Origin of the sequence: Streptomyces viridifaciens (assembly GCF_001888885.2) — a bacterium.
Taxonomy (GTDB): Bacteria; Actinomycetota; Actinomycetes; order Streptomycetales; family Streptomycetaceae; genus Kitasatospora; species Kitasatospora aureofaciens.
Genome location: NZ_CP090841.1, coordinates 1,727,328 through 1,745,624, shown reverse-complemented (window position 1 = coordinate 1,745,624; position 18,297 = coordinate 1,727,328). Strand labels below are relative to the sequence as shown.

General features: G+C 70.4%; 17 protein-coding genes and 1 pseudogene. 11 read left to right on the top strand and 7 right to left on the bottom strand.

What is annotated here, in order from left to right:
- Positions 1–4 precede the first annotated feature (4 nt).
- From BOQ63_RS15250 to BOQ63_RS15230, 5 genes are read left to right on the top strand one after another with little or no spacing between them, the layout of a single operon-like run.
- Positions 5–781 carry a thioesterase II family protein gene (locus BOQ63_RS15250; RefSeq protein WP_072654461.1) on the top strand — a complete coding sequence of 259 codons (777 nt, stop codon included), beginning with the start codon at positions 5–7 and terminating at the stop codon, positions 779–781.
- Between the two features lie 47 nt (positions 782–828).
- Positions 829–2,583: a fatty acyl-AMP ligase gene (locus tag BOQ63_RS15245; RefSeq protein WP_072654460.1), complete on the top strand. Its 1,755-nt coding sequence runs from the start codon at positions 829–831 to the stop codon at positions 2,581–2,583.
- On the top strand, positions 2,580–4,277 hold the full coding sequence (locus BOQ63_RS15240) for an acyl-CoA dehydrogenase family protein (RefSeq protein ID WP_072654459.1): 1,698 nt from the start codon (positions 2,580–2,582) through the stop codon (positions 4,275–4,277). The genes BOQ63_RS15245 and BOQ63_RS15240 overlap by 4 nt, the downstream gene beginning before the upstream one ends.
- Positions 4,274–6,019: an acyl-CoA dehydrogenase family protein gene (locus tag BOQ63_RS15235; RefSeq protein ID WP_499504201.1), complete on the top strand. Its 1,746-nt coding sequence runs from the start codon at positions 4,274–4,276 to the stop codon at positions 6,017–6,019. Before BOQ63_RS15240 ends, BOQ63_RS15235 begins: the two co-directional genes overlap by 4 nt.
- A gap of 57 nt (positions 6,020–6,076) precedes the next feature.
- Positions 6,077–6,358, top strand: a complete 282-nt coding sequence (locus BOQ63_RS15230) for an acyl carrier protein (RefSeq protein ID WP_072654458.1) — start codon at positions 6,077–6,079, stop codon at positions 6,356–6,358.
- Positions 6,359–6,498: 140 nt separating this feature from the next.
- Here the strand turns inward: BOQ63_RS15230 and BOQ63_RS15225 are convergent, their stop codons facing one another.
- Positions 6,499–6,717: an MbtH family protein gene (locus BOQ63_RS15225; protein ID WP_072656267.1), complete on the bottom strand. Its 219-nt coding sequence runs from the start codon at positions 6,715–6,717 to the stop codon at positions 6,499–6,501.
- Between the two features lie 190 nt (positions 6,718–6,907).
- On the opposite strand from BOQ63_RS15225, the gene BOQ63_RS15220 reads away from it, so the two are divergent.
- Positions 6,908–7,942, top strand: a complete 1,035-nt coding sequence (locus BOQ63_RS15220; protein WP_107488507.1) for a glycosyltransferase family 2 protein — start codon at positions 6,908–6,910, stop codon at positions 7,940–7,942.
- Between the two features lie 280 nt (positions 7,943–8,222).
- On the opposite strand, the gene BOQ63_RS15215 is transcribed toward BOQ63_RS15220, so the two are convergent.
- The 4 genes from BOQ63_RS15215 to BOQ63_RS15200 form a co-directional block, all read right to left on the bottom strand.
- Positions 8,223–8,372 carry a hypothetical protein gene (locus BOQ63_RS15215; protein WP_167395741.1) on the bottom strand — a complete coding sequence of 50 codons (150 nt, stop codon included), beginning with the start codon at positions 8,370–8,372 and terminating at the stop codon, positions 8,223–8,225.
- 160 nt (positions 8,373–8,532) lie between these two features.
- Entirely contained in the window at positions 8,533–9,228 is a 696-nt protein-coding gene (locus tag BOQ63_RS15210; RefSeq protein WP_072654456.1) for a restriction endonuclease, read from the bottom strand.
- A complete protein-coding gene (locus BOQ63_RS15205; protein ID WP_072654455.1) occupies positions 9,218–9,907 on the bottom strand; it encodes a restriction endonuclease in 690 nt (229 codons plus the stop codon). The genes BOQ63_RS15210 and BOQ63_RS15205 overlap by 11 nt, the downstream gene beginning before the upstream one ends.
- Before the next feature lie 53 nt (positions 9,908–9,960).
- Positions 9,961–10,167, bottom strand: coding sequence for a hypothetical protein (locus tag BOQ63_RS15200; RefSeq protein ID WP_072654454.1), 207 nt, complete (start codon positions 10,165–10,167; stop codon positions 9,961–9,963).
- Between the two features lie 554 nt (positions 10,168–10,721).
- Between BOQ63_RS15200 and BOQ63_RS15195 the strand changes: the two genes are divergently transcribed.
- The 5 genes from BOQ63_RS15195 (at position 10,722) to BOQ63_RS15175 (ending at position 15,480) form a co-directional block, all read left to right on the top strand.
- Entirely contained in the window at positions 10,722–11,507 is a 786-nt protein-coding gene (locus BOQ63_RS15195; protein WP_072654453.1) for a restriction endonuclease, read from the top strand.
- Between the two features lie 179 nt (positions 11,508–11,686).
- The gene (locus BOQ63_RS15190) at positions 11,687–12,265 is read left to right on the top strand and encodes a DUF6932 family protein (RefSeq protein ID WP_072654452.1); all 579 of its coding nucleotides are present in this window, start codon (positions 11,687–11,689) and stop codon (positions 12,263–12,265) included.
- Between the two features lie 20 nt (positions 12,266–12,285).
- Entirely contained in the window at positions 12,286–13,167 is an 882-nt protein-coding gene (locus BOQ63_RS15185) for a hypothetical protein (RefSeq protein ID WP_079183614.1), read from the top strand.
- Positions 13,168–13,381: 214 nt separating this feature from the next.
- A complete protein-coding gene (locus tag BOQ63_RS15180; protein WP_072654450.1) occupies positions 13,382–14,740 on the top strand; it encodes an AAA family ATPase in 1,359 nt (452 codons plus the stop codon).
- Positions 14,737–15,480: an HNH endonuclease gene (locus BOQ63_RS15175; RefSeq protein WP_072654449.1), complete on the top strand. Its 744-nt coding sequence runs from the start codon at positions 14,737–14,739 to the stop codon at positions 15,478–15,480. Before BOQ63_RS15180 ends, BOQ63_RS15175 begins: the two co-directional genes overlap by 4 nt.
- A 28-nt stretch (positions 15,481–15,508) precedes the next feature.
- On the opposite strand, the pseudogene BOQ63_RS15170 reads toward BOQ63_RS15175, so the two are convergent.
- Both BOQ63_RS15170 and BOQ63_RS15165 read right to left on the bottom strand, forming a co-directional pair.
- Positions 15,509–15,940: pseudogene (locus tag BOQ63_RS15170) on the bottom strand (hypothetical protein); the annotation flags it as partial.
- A gap of 1,036 nt (positions 15,941–16,976) precedes the next feature.
- Entirely contained in the window at positions 16,977–18,248 is a 1,272-nt protein-coding gene (locus tag BOQ63_RS15165) for a tyrosine-type recombinase/integrase (RefSeq protein ID WP_079183612.1), read from the bottom strand.
- Positions 18,249–18,297 lie beyond the last annotated feature (49 nt).

Genomic DNA, 18,297 nt, shown 5'->3' with positions numbered 1-18,297 from the left:
CACAGTGACTGTTCCTGGCCCGACCCGCACCCGGTGGCTCCGGGCGTGCAACCAGGTCGTCCGGCCGCGCTGCCGCATCGTGTGCGCCCCGCACGCGGGTGGCACCGCCCAGGCCTACCGTGGCTGGCCGCGGGGACTGCCGCACGACGTCGAGGTGCACGCGGTGCAGTACGCGGGCCGACAGGACCGGCTGGCGGAAGACCCGGTCGAGAGCATGCCGGAGATCGTCCGGCCAGTGGCCGACGCCCTGGAGCCGTTCCTGGGCGAGCCGCTGGTGCTGTTCGGCCACAGCATGGGCGCCGGCGTCGTCTACGAGGTGGCGCTGGAACTGGAGCGCCGACTCGGTCGCCCGGCCGACCTGGTGATCGTCTCCGGCTCCCGGGCCCCGTACCACCGTGACCCGCGCGACTTCGACGACCTCGACGACCGGGAGCTGATCGAGGAGGTGCGGCGGCTCAACCAGTCCTTCGAGGAACTGGCGGCCGCACCGGAACTCCTGGAGCTGGTCATGCCCTCGATCCGGGCGGACTTCAAGCTCGCCGCCCGTTACTTCCGCTCCCCGCCGGTCGCGCTCCGCGCACCGCTGTTGGCCCTAGGCGGAATCGCCGACCCGGACGTCAGTCCGGAGGACCTCGCCGAATGGCGGGCCTGCACCAGCGGCCGGTTCGCCGCGCGGGCTCTGCCCGGCGACCACTTCTACCTCGTCGACGAGGGGCCGGTGCTCGACACCATCGCGCCCTGGCTGCCGGGTACCCGGCGCACGGCCTACGGCGTCGCCTGAGAGCCAGCCCACCGACCGCACCTACCCCGATCTGGAGAACCCCGAGCATGGTGGACCTCATCAGCGCGACCAGCGTCAGCGCGGTCTTCACGGAGCGCGCCCGGAAGACCGGCACCGAACAGGCCGTCGCCATCGTCACCGACCCCGCGGATCCGGCGTCCGCCGAGTGGCTCACCTTCGCCGAACTCGACCACGCGGCCCGGGTCTTCGCGCAGGACCTGGGCCGGACCTGCGAGCCGGGCGCCCGGGTGTTGCTGCTCTACCCGACCTCCAGGGAGTTCGTGGCCGCCGTCCTCGGCTGTCTCTACGCGGGCATGGTCGCCGTGCCCTCCTCGATGCCCGGCCGCTACCGGCACGACCAGCGCAGGGTCCTCGGCATCGCCCGCGACGCCGAGGCTGCGTGCGTGCTCACCTCCGTGGGCGACCACGCGGACGTCACCGCCTGGGCCGCGCGGGAGGGCTTCGAGGTGTCCGTGCTCTGCCCGGAGATCGACCCGAGGCGCGACGTGACCGACGTCCGGGAGCTGCCGGCCGACCGAGACACCCTGGCGCTGCTCCAGTACACCTCAGGTTCCACCTCGGACCCGAAGGGCAGCATGGTCACCCACGGCAACCTGCTGGCCAACGCCGCCGCCACCGCCGAGGCTTTCCGATTCGAGGAGGGCCAGCGCTTCGGTGGCTGGCTGCCGAACTACCACGACATGGGGCTGATGGGGTTGCTGCTCTCGCCGCTACTCGGCGGCACCAGCACCGTCCTGATGAGCCCGGCGGCCTTCCTGCGGCGCCCGCGTGCCTGGCTGCAGATGTTGGGAACGTTCGGGGTCACCCTCTCGGCGGCGCCCAACTTCGCCTACGAGCTCTGCACCGCCCGGGTGCGGGACGAGGAGCTGGCCGGTCTGGACCTCTCCGGCTGGCGCTACGCCGTCAACGGGTCCGAGCCGGTCAAGGCCCGGGTGCTGGCCGACTTCGCCGAGAAGTTCGCTCCGGCGGGCTTCCGGCCGGACACCTTCGCGCCGTGCTTCGGCATGGCCGAGGCCACCCTGCTGGTCTCCACCACCCCGAGCCGCGAGCCCGTGGTGCTGAGCTGTGACGCGGCCGCCCTGGAGCAGGACGTCGTCCGCCCGGCCGCCGACGGGCCGGTCCGCACCCTGGTCAGTTGCGGTGCTCCCCGTGACCTGGACGTCCGGATCGTCGACCCGGCGACCCCGGAGGAGCTGGCGGCCGGGCAGGTCGGTGAGATCTGGTTGAGTGGCCCCTCCGTGGTGCGTGGCTACTGGCGCAACGAGGCGGCCACCCGCGAGACCTTCGGACGGACCGTCGGCACGGCGGGCGGATTCCTGCGCACCGGGGACCTTGGCACGCTCGTCGACGGGGAGCTGTACGTCACCGGCCGGATCAAGGAGATGATGATCATCCGCGGCCGCAACATCTACCCGCACGACATCGAACACGAACTGCGCCAGCAGCACGAGCAGCTGCGCGACGCCGTCGGTGCCGCGGTGACGGTCCCCGGCGAGGCGGAGGGCGAGGACCGCCTGGTGCTGATCCACGAGATCCGCCGGCTCGCCCCGGAGCCGGAACTCGCCGACCTCGTCGGCAAGGTGCGCAATACGGTGTCCAAGGAGTTCGGCCTGCGCGCGCACGCCGTGCTGCTGATGCGCCGCGGCGGCATCCAGCGCACCACCAGCGGCAAGGTCCGCCGTGCCGAGATGCGCGCCCAGTACCTCGACGGGGAGCTGCGGCCGGTCTTCGCCGACGGCTACCGGGCCCGCGCCGAGGCGGCCGCGGGGGAGTCCCGATGACCACGGTGGACCGCGCGCCCGGCCTGGCGTCCGAGATCGAACGCTGGTCGGAACCGGGCGGCCCCTTCGACCCGGACCTGCTGGCCCGTCACGACGAGGCCGAGTCCTTCCCGGCCGAGGCCTGTGCCGCCCTGGACGGCCACGGGCTGCCCGCGCACTACGTCCCGGTCCGTCACGGCGGCCGACTGGAACGCCTGGACCGGCTGCAGGCGGAGCTGCGCGAGGTCGCCGCCCGGGACGTCACGGTCGCGGTGGCCCACGGCAAGACCTTCCTCGGCGCCGTCTCGGTGTGGATCGGCGGCGACCCGGCCCAGGCCGGAGGTCTCGCCCGGCACGTCCTCGCGGGCGAGGCCGTCTCCTGGGGCCTCACCGAACCGGACCACGGCAGCGACCTGCTGTCTGGCGAGCTCGCGGCCGTCAGGGACGGTGGGGGCTGGCGGCTGAACGGGCGGAAGTGGCCGGTGAACAACGCCACCCGGGGCCGCTTCCTGTGCGTCCTCGCCCGGACCGAGGAAGCCGGCGGCCCGCGGGGCTTCAGCGTCTTCCTGGTGGACAAGCGGGAACTTGCCGGCGGCGCCATCCGCCCGCTTCCCAAGCTGCCGACCCACGGCATCCGGGGCGCGGACATCAGCGGAGCCGAATTCGTCGACGCCCTGGTGCCCGGTCGCGCGCTGGTCGGCGCCGAGGGACACGGCATCGAAATCGCACTCAAATCCCTCCAGTTGACGCGCACCGCGTGCGTGGCCCTGTCGCTCGGCGCGGGTGACCACGGACTGCGCGTCCTGCGCCGCTTCCTGGGCGAGCGGATGCTGCACGGCCGCCGACTCGCCGACCTCCCGCACGCCAGGGCGGTGGCCGGCAGGGCGGTCGCCCGGCTGATGCTGGCCGAGGCACTGGCCGCCACCTCCACCGCCGTCGCGCACGAGGCGCCCGGCGAACTGGCCGCCGTCTCGGCGATCGCCAAGGCGCTCGCCCCCACCCTCGTCCAAGGACAACTCCGCCTCATCGGCGACCTGTTGGGCGCCCGCGGTTTCCTGCGGGACGTCGAGGGCTACGGGACGTTCGGCAAGCTGGAACGCGACCACCAGATCGTCTCGATCTTCGACGGCAGCACCTGGGTGAACCGCAGCGTGCTCGCCGCCCACCTGCCGCTGCTGGCCCGGACCTTGGTGACCGCCCCCGGCCTCGGCCCCGTCGCCGACTGGCTGCGCGCCGACCACACCCCCGCGCCGCTCGACACGGATGCCCTGCTCTCGCTCAGCCGGGGCGACACCGTGCTCGGCGCCCTGGACGCGCTGGCCGCCGGCGTCGACCCCGAGCGCTCCGGAGGCGCCGACCGGCCGGTCCGGGCGCTCGCCGCCGCGAAGCGCGAACTGCTCGACGCGGTACGCACGCTGCGCCCGGCCGCCGGAGCGCCCGCCACCGCGACCATGCGGCTCGCGGAGAAGTACGAGTGGTGCTGGGCCGGTGCCGCCGCCCTGGCCCTCTGGACGGCCAACCCCGACCGCACCGAGGACGACTGGTGGCGCGGCGGCAGCTGGCTGCGCGGCTGCCTGGCCCTCGTGCTCGAACAGGTCGGAGACGGGTCCGGCGAGCGACCGGACGCCGTCTTCGACGAACTCGGGCGCCTCCTGCTCTCCGATGCCGGAGCGCACGCCTCCTTGCTCCGCCAACCGTTGGAGGACCTCCGGTGACCGCCGACGTCCACCCCGATCCACGCCCGGTCCCGGCCGCCGACGCCCTCGCCGAGGCCGGCGTCGACGCCCGCATCGAGCTCCTCGAAGACCGGCTCGGCAACCCGTGGGACGCCGACAACCCGGCGGGCTTCGCGGCCGTCGTGGCCGCCGACGAGGCCGAACGCACTCCGGAGGGCGGTGAACGCGCTCTGGACGACTTCGGTGTGCTCGCCGAATTCGTCCCCGAGCGCCTCGGTGGACGACTGCGCCGCGCCGACCACCTGGTCGACCTCATGCGCTCGGTCTACCGGCGCGACCCGAGCCTGGGCCTCGGCCACTGCTCCAGCTCGCTGCTCGGCGCCGTCAACCTCTGGACGGCGGGCTCCGGGCCCCAGCAGCGGCACGTGGCCGACCTCCTGCTCGGCGGCGGCAAGCTCTCCTGCGCCTTCCACGAGCTCGCCCACGGCAATGACATCGGCTCGATCGACTTCGCTGCCGTCCCGACCGCCGACGGCCACCGGCTCAACGGCCGCAAGGAGAGCATCTCCAACCTGGACCGGGCCCAGGGCGTGGTGTTCCTGGCCCGCACCGACCCGGCCGGAGGCCCGCGGGGCTGCTCCCAGTTCTACCTCCCGGTCACCGCCTTTGAGCCCGCCAAGGTGACCCGACTGGCGCGCTTCCGGTCGGTCGGCATGCGCGGGGTCCTCCTCGGTGGCATCCGGGTGGAGGACCTCCCGGTCACCCCCGACGACCTCGTCGGCGTCTCGGGGACGGGCCTGGAGACCGCGGCCCGTGCGTTCCAGCTCACCCGGATCGCACTGCCCGGGATGAGCACCGCGATCCTCGATACCGCCCTGCGCGTCACCCTGCACCACGTCCGCCGCCGCCGGCTGTACGGCCGCACCGCCGCCGACATCCCGATGGTGCGCAGCACCCTCGCCAACGCCTTCGCCGACCTGTTGCTCTGCGAGGCCTTCGCTACGGTGGCCGCCCGGTCGCTGCACGTGCGACCGGAATCGGGCAGCGTGTACGCGCCAGCGGTGAAGTACCTGCTGGCCGGCCTGCTGCTGGACGCCGTGGAACAGCTGGCACTGGTGATGGGCTCGGAGTTCTACCGGCGCGACGGCGAGCACGCCGTGTTCCAGAAGATGGCGCGGGACGTCAAGCCGGTCGGCTTCGGGCACATCGCCCGAGCCGCCTGTCTGTCCGCGCTGCTACCCCAGCTGCCTTCGCTGGCCCGTCGTTCCTGGCGCGAGAGCGCCCCGGCCCCGGCCGAATTGTTCACCGCCGACGGTGAACTCCCGCCGCTCGACCTCGCCGGGCTGCGGGTCTCCGCGGGCGGCCGGGACGCGCTCGCAGCCGCGCTCAACGCGGCCCCCGAGGATGATCCCCTGCCGACGGAGCTGCGGCCGCTTGCCGAACGGACCGCCGCCCGCCTGCGCACCCTGGCGGAGGACTGCGCCGGGCTGCGGCCCGCGGACCTCTCCATCGCCGCGCCCGTGATGGTACGTGAGCTCGGCGCGGAGTACGCGGCGCTGCTCGCGGCCTCCGCCTGTTTCGGAATCCATCGGCACGCGCCGGCCGACACCTTCCTCGCCCGGCCGCACTGGCTGGTCGCCGTGCTCACCCGACTGGCGCCCGGTGTCCCTGGCCGACCGGCGGACCTGGCGGGCGAGGTCGAGGACGCGCTGATCGAGGAGCTGTTCGAGCGGGACGACGAGGTCCGCGGCTTCGGGTTGTCGGACCGCCGCTATCGATGAGGCCTGCGGCCCGACCGCTCAGGCCCGACCATTCACGAATCAGGGAGGACACTTCAGATGGACAAGCCCGGTACCGCTCCGGCGACCGTCGAGGAACTGGTCGATTGGCTGGTGGCTCGTGTCGGCGAGTACCTGCCGGAACTGGCGGAACCCGTTTCCCCCGACCGCGAGCTCGGCGAGTACGGGTTGGACTCGATTGTCGTGCTGGCGTTCGCCGCCGACGTCGAGGAACGGCTCGCGATCCCGATCGACCCCACCGTGGTCTGGGACCACCCGACCATCGAGCAGCTCGCCACCTTCCTCGTGGCCGAGACGGAGGGCCGGCACGAGACGGCGTGACCTCACTCCCCTGGCCGGGCCCGCGCAAGCGGTGGCCCGGCCAGGGTCCTCCGGCTGTGGAAGCACGACAGAGGCCGCGGGGTCAACCGCGGCCTCTGCGCTGTTCGGGGGTGCCGGTGGGTTCGGCGGATCGGCCTTCGTCAGGCCGTGTCGCCCGCCATCTCACGGACCAGGCTGAGCGGGCGCATGTCCGTCCAGTTCTGCTCCACGTACTCCAGGCACGCCGCACGGGTGTCCTCGCCGTGCGCCACCTGCCAGCCGGCGGGGACCTCGGCGAACGTCGGCCACAGCGAGTGCTGGCCCTCGTCGTTGACCAGGACGAAGTACGGCGCATCGTCGTTCTCGAACGGGTTGGCCACGGTGAACACCTCACTTGTGCGTGCGGAAGGGCTGTCCCCCGAGCTTGCGGCGCCGCTCTACAGGTTTCCTACGGGGTCCCCGCCCAGGCCCGCATAGCCGATCTGTAGGCCCGGTGGCCAGGGTGACGCCGATGGGGCGAGGGCGCCCGACCGGACATCAGCCAGTACACCTGTGGGGGAAGCCTTGAACATGGCGGCGATCGACATTGTCTGCCCAGCCTGGAACCGCTCCCAGGCCATCCGGCCGACGATCGACAGCGTCCTCGCCCAGACGTTCACCGACTGGCGGCTGCTCGTGGTCTCCGACGGCAGCACCGACGACACCGACGACGTCGTCCGCTCCTACGGCGACCCCAGGATCAGCCTCATCCGGACGTCGCACCACGGCCACCCGGGCGGCCCCCGCAACATCGGGCTCGCCGCCTCCACCGCCCCCGCCATCGCGTACCTGGACAGCGACGACCGGTGGCTGCCGGGCCATCTCGCCGCGCTTCAGCGGGCGTTCGCCGACGGCGCCCGCCTGGTGGTGACGGCGAGCATCGGTTTCAACCAGCAGGACGAGGAGCAGTACCAGTCGGACCTGCTGAACGCGGTGTGGCACCCCGACCTCCAGTTGTTGTGGGCGTTCTTCGAGCCCTCCCGGGTCGCACACCTGAGGGGTCTGCCGGAGAGCGTCGGTGGCTGGACGGTCGATCACACGGGCATGGAGGACTGGGACCTCTGGCTGCGTCTCACCGACGCCGGGGAACGGTTCACCACGCTCTCCGACCGGACCGTGCAGATGTACCTGAGTGACACCTCCCGCCGCCGCACCATGGAGCTGCGTCACCGACTGACACTGGGGGTCCTGCCCGACCAGGAAGCCTGCGACGCCCTCCTCGACCGCTGCCGCACTCCGGAGGTCCAGGACGAGCTGCGCGCCGCCTTCGCCGATGAGATGCTGCGCTTCTACCGCACCAAGGCCGAGGCGGGCGAGCTGGTCGTGCCGGCCGGTGTGAGCAACGACGAGGTCGTCGAGAGGGTCGAGCAGTTCGTCACCGACCCGCAGGTCCCGATGCTCCGCGAGCTCTCCTTCGTCGCCCAGGGGGAGGAGTACGCGGTCGTGCTGCCTCTGCAATGCAGCAGCGAGCAGCATGCGGACCGCCTGCGTGCATTCCTGCTCGCCCATGACTCCGGTCGGCACGCGGTCGTACGTCGGCTGATGCGCCCGTCCGAGCGGCGGTGACAGGTCCTGCCCTACCGCGGCTTCCGCCGCCGAACGGACGGCTCGCGCCCGAACGGTGGGCCAGGGCACTCAGGTGCCTCCGCCCATCGTCCGCGGCAACCGGGGAGGAAGGCAGGCAGGGCACTTTGGGCCCGGCACGGTGCTCGGCCCCTTCTCGGCACACCGACGCAGGGCGTGTCGGCCAATTTCAGGCACGAGGAAGTCCCGGGGCCTACCCCGATGGATCGCGCGGCAGGTCAGGTGGCCGCCGGGCAGCTATGCCGCGGGCGGCAGGTCGTCATCACCACGGGGACGGATCGGAGTTGGCCTGCCTGGGCTTGATCGAGGGCTCGGGCGAGTGCCTGGACGGCCTGGTCGCGGAGTCCTTGAAGAGGCGGCCGTAGAGGTTGATCGTGGTCGCCAAGGTGGTGTGCCGCAGCGTCTTGGACACGATCGCGATGGGGATGCCTTCGGCGACCGCGGTGTGCTGCAGGTCGTGCAGGTCGATTCTGGGGCGTCAGAGTTCAGCGGTGCGTTTGCGGAGCTGGTCGAGGGCATGGGTGTTCGCCGTGAGTTCCTCCTTGCTTGGGGATAGATCGCCGGGCGGGTGCTCAGGCGGCGGCGCGGTCCGCTTCGTCGTCGATGGCGTCGTAGAGGTAGGTGCCCTGGGCCCAGTCGCGGAGGATCTGCCGGTTGACCAGGGTGAGGTTGTGGCGGGCGGCGAAGTCGCGGGCGTCCCGGGTGAATCCGTTGAGTCCGATCATGACGGGTACGTCGGCGTGGTGTTCGGGCCGGGCGGTGCCGTTGAAGGTCTGGACGTCCCGGGATCCGACCGGTTTGCCGTAGTGCTTGCACTGCACGACCACCTTGCGGCCGAGGTGGTCCCAGGCGATGACGTCCGCGCCGAGGTCCCCGGCACGACCCGAGTGCTGGACCAGGGTGAAGCCGTCGCGGGCGAGCAGGGCGGCGCATGCCCGCTCGAACTCCGTGGCCTCCATCGCGTCCAGGTGGTGGATCCCGTACGTCAGGATGGCCGGGGCCTCGTCGTCGGAGTCGTCGTCCGTGTAGCGGACGTACCCGCGCGGGGCGAGGAGGCGGGCCACAAGCAGGAGGGGAACCAGCCCGAGAGGAGCGGCGATCAGAGCCGACCACCACGGGTGTTCGGCGATCCAACCCCAGACGTCCATGCTGAGCCAGCGCCAGAAGGTGGTGCTCAGCCATTGCCAGACCACCTTGGCGACGGCGAGGGCGAGTACCGCTCCAGCGATGGCCTTCAGCAGCGGGTCGAAGGTGCCGTCATGGCGCACTGTGCGGCCTCTCGTGTGTCATCTCGGGGTGCCAGGGCCGGATCGGCCGAGCTGAGGGATGGCGGACTTGCCGCCGGGTCCTTCGGGTCGGAAGGTGCAGCAGTTCATGGAGGGCGACGCCGTGTTCGGCCCACAGGCGGAGCCGGTCGCGGTCGACCCAGCGCACCTGGTGCTTGTCGCCCCAGGCCTTGGCGTCGCGAGTGAAGGAGCCGTTGGTGACCACGACGGCGATGTCGGCGCCGTGGACGGGGCCGGCGGTGCCCTTGACCTGGTACATCACCGGGGAACCGACCTTTCCGCCGACCGTGGTGTGCTTCGCCTGCAGCACGATCCGGCCCAGCGTCGGATGCTGACCGATCACGTCGGCGGCCTGGTCGCCCTGCCGGCCGACCTGCCGCGCCGTCCAGCCGTCGCGGAGCAGCAGGTCCCGCAACGCGAACTCGAACCCCTGGTCGTCCAGCGAGTCGATGCCGCTCAGAGTCAGCCGAAGGCCGGCGAGCCGCACCGCGCGGGCCCGATCGGCGGAGCGGCGCCGCACCCACCTTGCCGTCGCGATGACGAGGGCCGTGGCGGCAAGAACCATGAGGACGGGCCAGTGCCGGGCGGCGGTCCGGGCACCGGCGATCGCGGCCTGAGCGAGCAACGTGGCCACCGCCAGGGCGGTGACGCCGGCCGCCATGTGCTCGGTGACTCCCCGGGGCCGGCGGAGCCACCGGTGTCGCCCGCTGGACATCAGGGCGTCGCCGGGGCAGAGGTGGCCGTTGGCGCCTGATTGTTCGGCGTGGCCGTGCCTGTGTCACCGAAGCCGACGAAATGGCTCCACAGCCACACCAGCGCACAGACCCCGACGATCGACCAGCCGCTCATCTTCTTCGCGCTCGGCCGCGGGTTGCGGCGGATGTGGCTACGGACGACGTGGTATCCCTCGGGCACCGGCATCGAATGGGCTCCCCTCCCGTCGGCGGGCTGTCCCTCGCGGCCCGTTCCGCCCTCTGATGTAGCAGCGCCTCCCGACACGAACTGACGGAACGTCGACAATCGATCACAGGCAGCAGTGGGATTCGGACACAGAGCTCGCGCCGAGCGCGGCTCTTCCCGGAGGGGCCTGTAGACAGCCTTGGCCAAGGCTGTCGAACTGCTCGACCCAGTAGTGCCCTTGAGGGGCGAGGAGGCTGCGCTACGGCAGGAGGCCTGTGGACCATCTGTCAGCTTGACGAATGCCCGGCCGGTGGTGTGACGGCGTCGTAGTGCATCTGGCGAAAATTGGCGGCGTACGCCGGGGGCGCAGAAGAGGGCGCTCGCGCCCTGAGCCGGTCAGCGGCCGCACGGTCACTGTCAGCCCGTCAAAGCCGCAACCGGCCGTCGAATCAAGGCGATTCATCAGAAACGTGAACCGCGAGTACGGTCGGGCCCTACCCTCTCGTCGGACGGGAAGGAAACGGTGGGTGACAGGTATGACTCCTGGCGAAGGACGCACGCGGCGGCAGGACGGCATGGGTACCGACGACGACAGTGGCAGTGGTCTCGCGTTCCTGATGGGCTTCTTCGCGCTCGGCGCCGTCGTGCAGACCGCGGCCTGGCTGTGGGGACATCCACTGGCCGCCACCGCGGCGCTCGGCGGTGCCGCCGCGGTACTCGTCGCTCTGCGTGCGGCACTTCGGCGCACCGGCCTCGGCCCGCCGGTGCGTCGATTCCTGCAACCGTTGTGGGCCCTGGTCCGTGCGGGCATCGCCACGCGATTCAAGCTCGCCCGTACCCGGGCCGCGGCGTCCGTCACCGGCCGTATCGAGCAGTGGGCCCACCGACCGGTGCGTCAGGCGACGCCCGCTGAACCCGCCGCGTCCTATACCCGGCGCTCTCTCGACCACACTCTGGAGGCGTTCGAGGCCGCCACACCGACCCGCTTCGAGGAGATGTGCCGCGAACTGCTGGAACGCGACGGGTTCATCGACGCCGTACGGGTCGGTGGTGCCGGGGACCTCGGTGCCGACGTCGTCGCCGTCGACGGCCTGGGGCGACGGGTGGTGCTGCAGTGCAAGCGGTACGCGACCCCGCTGAGGTCGGAGGCCGTCCAGAGGTTCAACGGCACCGCCCGGCCCATTCACGGCGCCGCGGTCCCGGTCGTCGTGGCGCTCAACGGCTTCACCGAACCCGCTGCCGCCTTCGCCACCCGGCAACACCTCCACCTCGTCGACCGCGAACGCCTCGCCCGCTGGGGTGCCGGCCAGCACCTCTACCAGGTCCTCGACATCGATCCCGGGCCGGGCCGCCACACCTGACAACCGAGAACCGGCACGGAAGACCCCCTCCCCGACATCCACAGCACCTGAAAGTCAGACCCGGCGAACGGCCACAAGCCACAGGTCCGTGAGATCACATCTCCGCACGATCTTCCGACCGGATGGTCACCGCCGGCCGATCTGCGGCTAGGGTCACTCCACGACCGGTAAGGGGGCCTGTGCTGCCAGACTTCAACGACCACGGGCACCTGCCGCCCGGCCGCTACCGGCTGACCATCACACAGGCCGCAGAAGCCTTCGTCCACGCGGAGCGCTTCCAAGCCTCCACCAGCCGAGCCCAGATCTGGCAGGGCTTCCAGGAGTACCTCTACCAGTTCATTCACCTTGAGGAGCAGTTCGCGCCGCTGCTTCAGGGCCGCGAACTCATCCACAGCGTCTGGCTGGGAGGCAGCTTCGTCAGCGCCAAGCTGGACCCTCACAACGTGGACGCCACACTGCTCATGAACCCCGAAGCCGAGCGGGCCATTCGAGGCAATCCCGGCTCGAAATGGCTGACGACCGCCTTCAAGAGCTGGAAGGCTATGCAGGACCGGTACGGCGTGGCTCCCCTGCGGATCCCGTACGTGCCGGTGGCCAAGGTGTTCCAGCCCCAGGACTTCGCAGCCGAGGAACTGGAGTACTTCCGCGACCGCGGCCGCTGGGACGACTGGTGGCAGCGATGCCGCCGCCCCGGGGAGGGGGAACCGAGCGTGCAGAGCGCCGCGCCGGTACGAGGCTACGTGGAGGTGACCCTGTGACGGCCGAATGGCGAGAGCAGATGCGCCGACTCCACGGCGAGAGCACCGCCCGCCGACTGGAAGAGGAAGGCACGGAAGACCGGGACGACGACCTCGTCGAGAGTGACCTGCGCCGCGCCAACCTCGACTACCTCCAGCGCCACGACCCCCAGGCCCAGGCCGAGGAAGAACTGCAGATCCGACTCACCGGAGACCACGCCGCCACCGGGGCCCTCCAGTTCGACTGGGGCAACGCCCTGCTACGCCCGCTCCAGGACAGCGTCTCGGCGGCAGCCCACCGCCAGGTCCCCCTGGAACTGACCGGACTGTCCCGCGGCAGCACCATCATGCACGTACGGCCCCGGCCGGCCCCCGACCCCGAACCGGACGACGACGGACTTCCGCTGGACATCTCACCAGCCGACGCCGGCGTGCGCGCACTCGTCAACCTGCTGCGCGCCCTCGAAGACGAGCAGGACGTCCGGGCCTGGAGCGAGATCCTCGACCCGGTCGACGCGGTCGTCAGAGCCCTCGACAAATTCGACCTCGGCATGAGCATGAAATGGCTCGCATCCGACGGCGACGTCCGCACCGCCACCCTGACAACCCGCGGCCGGGCGTACGTCGCCCGCCTTCGCGAGACCCACACAGCCGTCGACGTCCAGCGCCTGTCCGGCCGGATCACCGAACTGCGCAGCTCCGGCGTGGTACGGATCAAGACCGGCACCTCGAAGAAGTCACCAGCCTGGGACGTGAAGTTCGACGACCCCGAGCAGCTCTTCGCCATGCGCCTGGCCCTCGGCGACCAGGTCCGCTTCGTTGTCGAGCAACGCCGCACCTTCGACGCGATGAGTCGCACCCGGGCGACCGAGTACCGCTTCCTCGACGTCGACCACGGCCCCGAAGCCCTACCTGACAGCTGACCGAGATCCCCAGCTGCGTGGTGGGCCGGGCCGTCCTCCCTTCGGGAGGTTGATCCAGGGACGCTCCTGCGGAGCCGGTCAAGGCCCCACCGGACTGTAGCGGCGTACCACGGGGGGAAGGACGGAAGCCCTTCGCCGACGCGCGGCACGGATAGAGTCGTCGCGGCGGCCCGCGACCGGGACGTGCGACGGAGGAAGGGCTGGAGGACGCGGCATGTACCTCAAGAACGTGCGGGTGCGGAACGTACGCGGCTTCCGCGGCGCCCGTGAGGTGGACCTCGACCTGACCCGGCCCGACGGCTCCTACGCCGGATGGACGGTGCTGGCCGGCCGCAACGGCTCCGGCAAGTCCACCCTGCTGCGCGCCGTCGCCCTGGCCGTCAGCGGGCCGAGTGCGGCACGCGGGCTGGTGACCGGCTTCGACTCGTGGATCAGCGACGAGCGCGAGCGGGCCGTCGCGGAGGTCTGCCTCCAGCCGGATACAGCGGAGGACAGGTTCACCACGGGACGGCCTCCGGCCGGGGTGTTCTGGGCGGGCCTGCAGTGGACCGCGCCGGAATCCGCGACCGCGTCCGGTCGCCATGCCCAGCCGGCCCTGAGCCCAATGGCCTACAGGAAGGCACCGACCGCTGCCCAGCGCGGGCCGTGGGCGGACAACCCGGTGGGCTGGTTCTGCGCGGGCTACGGTCCGTTCCGCCGGCTCGTCGGCGGTTCCGGGGAGGTTCAGCGGCGCATGGCCGGGGCGGGTGCCGTGGCCCGGTTGACCAGCCTCTTCCACGAGGATGCCTCGTTGGCCGAGGGCGTGAGCTGGCTGATCGAGCAGCACCTGCGGTCCCTGGAGAACCGCCCCGGGGCGGCGGAGCTGAAGCTCGTCGCGCTGGAGATCCTCGGTGACGAGCTCCTGCCCGACGACTACACCATCGGGAACGTGGACTCCGACGGCCTGTGGGTCGCGCACGGCGGCCGCTCGTTCCCCCTGCGGGAGATGAGCGACGGCTACCGCACTGTGGCCGCGCTCGTGGTCGACATCCTCAAGCAGCTCCACGACACCTACGGCGCCCTCCACGTCGAACACGACAGCGGCCACCCCGTCGTGACCGTTCCCGGCGTCGTGATCATCGACGAGATCGACGCGCACCTGCACGTGTCCTGGCAGAAGCGCATTGGCGGGTGGCTCAAGCAGCACTTCCCGCTGGTGCAGTTCCTGGTCACCACCCACAGCCCCTACATCTGCCAGGCCGCCGACCCCGCCGGGCTCATCCGCCTGCCCGGCCCGGACGTCGACGAAGCCCCCGAGGTCGTCGGGACAGACCTGTACGACCGGGTGGTGTTCGGCAGCGGCGACGACGCGGTGCTGTCCGAACTCTTCGGCCTCGACACCCCGTACTCGCAGCGCGCGGACGAGGCCCGGGCACTCCTGGTCGCGCTGGAGATGAAGATCGTGGCAGGCGAGGCGAGCGAGGAGGAACGGGAGCGCTACCGGCAGCTGAAGCGGACCCTGACCAGCTCGCCGGCCGCCCGGGTCGACGAGGTCGCCGCCCGCCTGCACTCCCTGACCGGGCACGTCGCGTGATCCGAATCCATCGGCTCGCCCTGCCGGAACCGCCGCGCTCCCGCATGGCCGAATGCACCTGCGACATCGTGCTGGCTCCGGAACCGAAGGCCAGAGCACGACAGCTGTGGAAGAACACCACCGTGCGACGTGACGTGCACGCTCCGTTGCGCGGCCTGCTCGGGGAGATGGCGGCCGGCCGCGAGCGGTGCATGTACTGCGGGGACAACCAGGGCACCGACATCGACCACTTCGATCCCATCGACCGGCACCCGATACGCGCCTTCGACTGGACCAACCACGTCCTCGCCTGCTCACTGTGCAACAGCCACCTCAAGAAGGCCGTCTTCCCGCTCGACCCCGACGGCAAGCCGCTGCTCATCGACCCCACGGCCGAGGACCCGACACCGCACCTGCGCCTAGTCCTGGCGGTCGGCCAGTACCACCCGCTCACCCCCAGGGGCCGGGCCACCATCGACCTGTTCGACCTCAACCGTGGCCTGCTGGCCAAGGGCCGGGTGAACGCCTACCGCGTCACCAAGGCCTGTGTCGCCCAGTGGGCCGACGCCACCGCGAAGGGGGACCACGACGAGGCCGCCCGCTGGGCCGCAGTCGTCAACGAACAGCCGATGGCCGACGTCGTCCAGGCCATGCTGCACCAGGCCCTCGACCCTGCTGCCGAGATCCTCTTCAGCGACGACCCCCAACTCCTTGCTCACCTCCGCGAACCAGGGCTCCGAACAGCCCTGCTCATCCGGTAGGACGCCGCAGGCGGCCCTCGTAAGAGCGTCAGCCGGATGCCTGCTGTCGTTGGAGGAGGACGGTGGTGAGTTCGACCGTGGCGAGGTACCAGCAGAAGATCCAGTCGAGGAACGCCGGGTCGTAGTCCTCCAGCTGGCTGGCGTCACGGTGGCGGATCTCGAAGCGGTTGGCGATCTGGAACAGCGCGCCGTCGTCCGGCCTGCCGAGCTCGGCGCGGATCAGGTCGCGTCGCTCCTCGAGGATTCCGGCGAGGGCGATGACCGCGTAGCGTTTCGCCTCGATGGCCGCGCCGCGGCCGCGGTAGAGCGCGATGGCGTGCGCGGTGCGCTGCTGGATGTCGGGGTCAGCGACAGTCAGAGCGCGGTGGACGAGATCGGCGCGCGCGTCGTTGGTCACGGCGACGAGCCGGCCCTGGTCCTCGCCCTCGTGCGCGAGGCGGTAGTGGATTCCTGCCTCCCGCCCTCGTCCCGGCACCCACACCGCCGGCAAACCTGCCCCGCTGCGCACGCTGTCCCATGAGCGGCCCTTCTCCCGGACTGCCTGGTGAATCTGGGACAAGAGTTGGCTGCTGTGTCGGGTGTGGCGGCAGAGCGCGTTGGGCGGTGCGCGAAGCATGTCAGAACCAGACGGCGAAGACACGCTCAAGACGACACACCGCCCGGAAGATCACCATCCGTAGCCAGTGGGTAAGCGCCCGTGATCCGCCCGAGGTACCCCGCCTGGCCAGGGGCGACTCGCGGAGGGCTGTGGCAGTCGGCAGCAGGAGTCTTCTGAAGGGCCGACAGATTGCCGTTACGCGCGGTGACCAAGGTCGATCCGGGGGCCTGGGGACCATTTGGGGACCAGCTTTGGGCTGTACCTGGTGAGCGCCCATGAGCGCCCGTGGGCGCTTACGGACATCTATGTACGAACTTGAACGCGAATGAGCATCGGACGCATTCGAGATCTGCCGACCATAGATCTTCATTGGCGATCCTCAACTTCCTTTGTTTTCCAGTGCAGTTGGGAAACAAAAAGGCCGAGGCCTCAAGGCCTCGGCTTTCGACACTAATTGAACCCCTTGACTGGGGGTCAAGGGGTCGCAGGTTCAAATCCTGTCGTCCCGACTGTGAAGTCGGTTGTGAGAGCGGGTACTTGGGAAACCAGGTGCCCGCTCTTGCTGGTTTCAGGGCCCGTTTTTGGTCCCGGGTGGTCCCAAAATGGTCCCCAGGTTTGGCCATGGGTGCGTCGCCACCCGTTGCTCCAGTGGCTGGTATGCGGATTGTTCTTCGATCTCAAGGTGAAGTGCGAGACCTCCTTGCCGTTTTGCTGGAGCGAGGCGTGGTGGCGCACTTGACCGAAGGTCAAGTGCGCCGGGCATCGGTCAAGTGGGTCAAACTGGTTCATATCGGGTTATTTCTAAGGCCTTTCTGCCCGCTGCTTGCTGTGAAGTGACGCGGGCCGCCTCGAAGCGGCTTGGCAGTGGCCATTTCGAGGCAATGGTGGTCACGGTGTGTTACCAGCGGCGCGTGATCTGGCCGTCGCATTGGAGCTCCTCGAGGTGATGAGTGAGGGCTTGGCCGGCTTCCAGGATCCGGAGCACGTCAGGGTGGAAGTAGCGCTGGGTGGTGGTGATGAGCCGGTGTCCCGCGATTTCCATGAGGATGTGCGGAAGGAATCCAGCGTCCGCCATCCACGTGAGCCCGGTGTGGCGCAGATCGTGGCGTCGTAGGTGCTCGTAGCCGAGGTCGCTAATGACCTCGTCCCAGTGCGTGGCGTCGCGTAGGACGGCGGTGCTGATGCGGCGGCCGCGCGGGCCGGTGTAGAGGCGGGCGTCGGGGTCGCCGCGGGTGGCCTGCAGTCGGCGGGCGATGAGCGGGCGCAGCGGCTCGATGATCGGGATGAAGCGGGCGATCCGGCCTTTGGTGTGCTTGTCGACCAGACCGCCGGGTGCGGGAGTGGTCTGTCGGCGGCAGGTCAGGAGCCACTTGTCGGTGTCGACGTCGCGGGCCCGAACTCCAGAGACTTCTCCGATGCGGGTGGCGGTGCAAGCGCTGTGGACGACGACGTCGCCCCAGCCGCGGTAGCGGTTGTACGAGGCTTCGACCAGGGCGTCGGCGAGTTCGATAAGGGCGTCCCAGTCGCGCAGCGCGAGGGTGCGGGGGTCTCGCAGTTCGTCCTCGGCCTGCTGGAACTGGTGCTGCCATCCGGTGATGTGGGCGGGATTGCGTTCGAGGATGCCGTCCATGATGGCTTGCTCGAAGGTGCGGGCGAGCATGGCGAGGGTGTTCTTGATCGTGGAGCGGCTGCAGCCGTCGGCGATCCAGCCGAGGACTGCGGCGGTGATGAGACTGGTAGTGATCAGGCGCAGGGGGAGATGCCCAAGCTCGGGCACGATCCGCAGGTGCCAACCGGCGAGGTAGGGAACGTGCGTGGTGGTCTCCAGGCCGGTCAGGATGGCTGGGAGACGCAGGTTGGCGTAGTCGGCCAGCGGCATGGAGGCCAGGGACGGGAGCATGGGGCTGCCGGTGGCATCGGCCAGGACGGTCAGCCACTGGGTGACCAGCGTCGGGTCGAGCCCATTGCGGACAGCTTCTGCCAGGAAGTTGGCCCAGGCCTGCGTCTGAGCGGGGGCGACTTGCGTGGACTGCTGGTAGTGGTTGACGGGCCTATGGGTGGCCCGGTTCCGAACGTGGTGACCGCTCGGCGGCGCCAGATGGTCGGCGGTAGTGATCTCGCTGAACGGATCCGGGACGGGTGGCTTCCAGGTGGGTGTTGAAGTAGTCATGAGCCATCGTTGCGCCGATCCACCTTGACTTAATGATGCCGTCATGGTG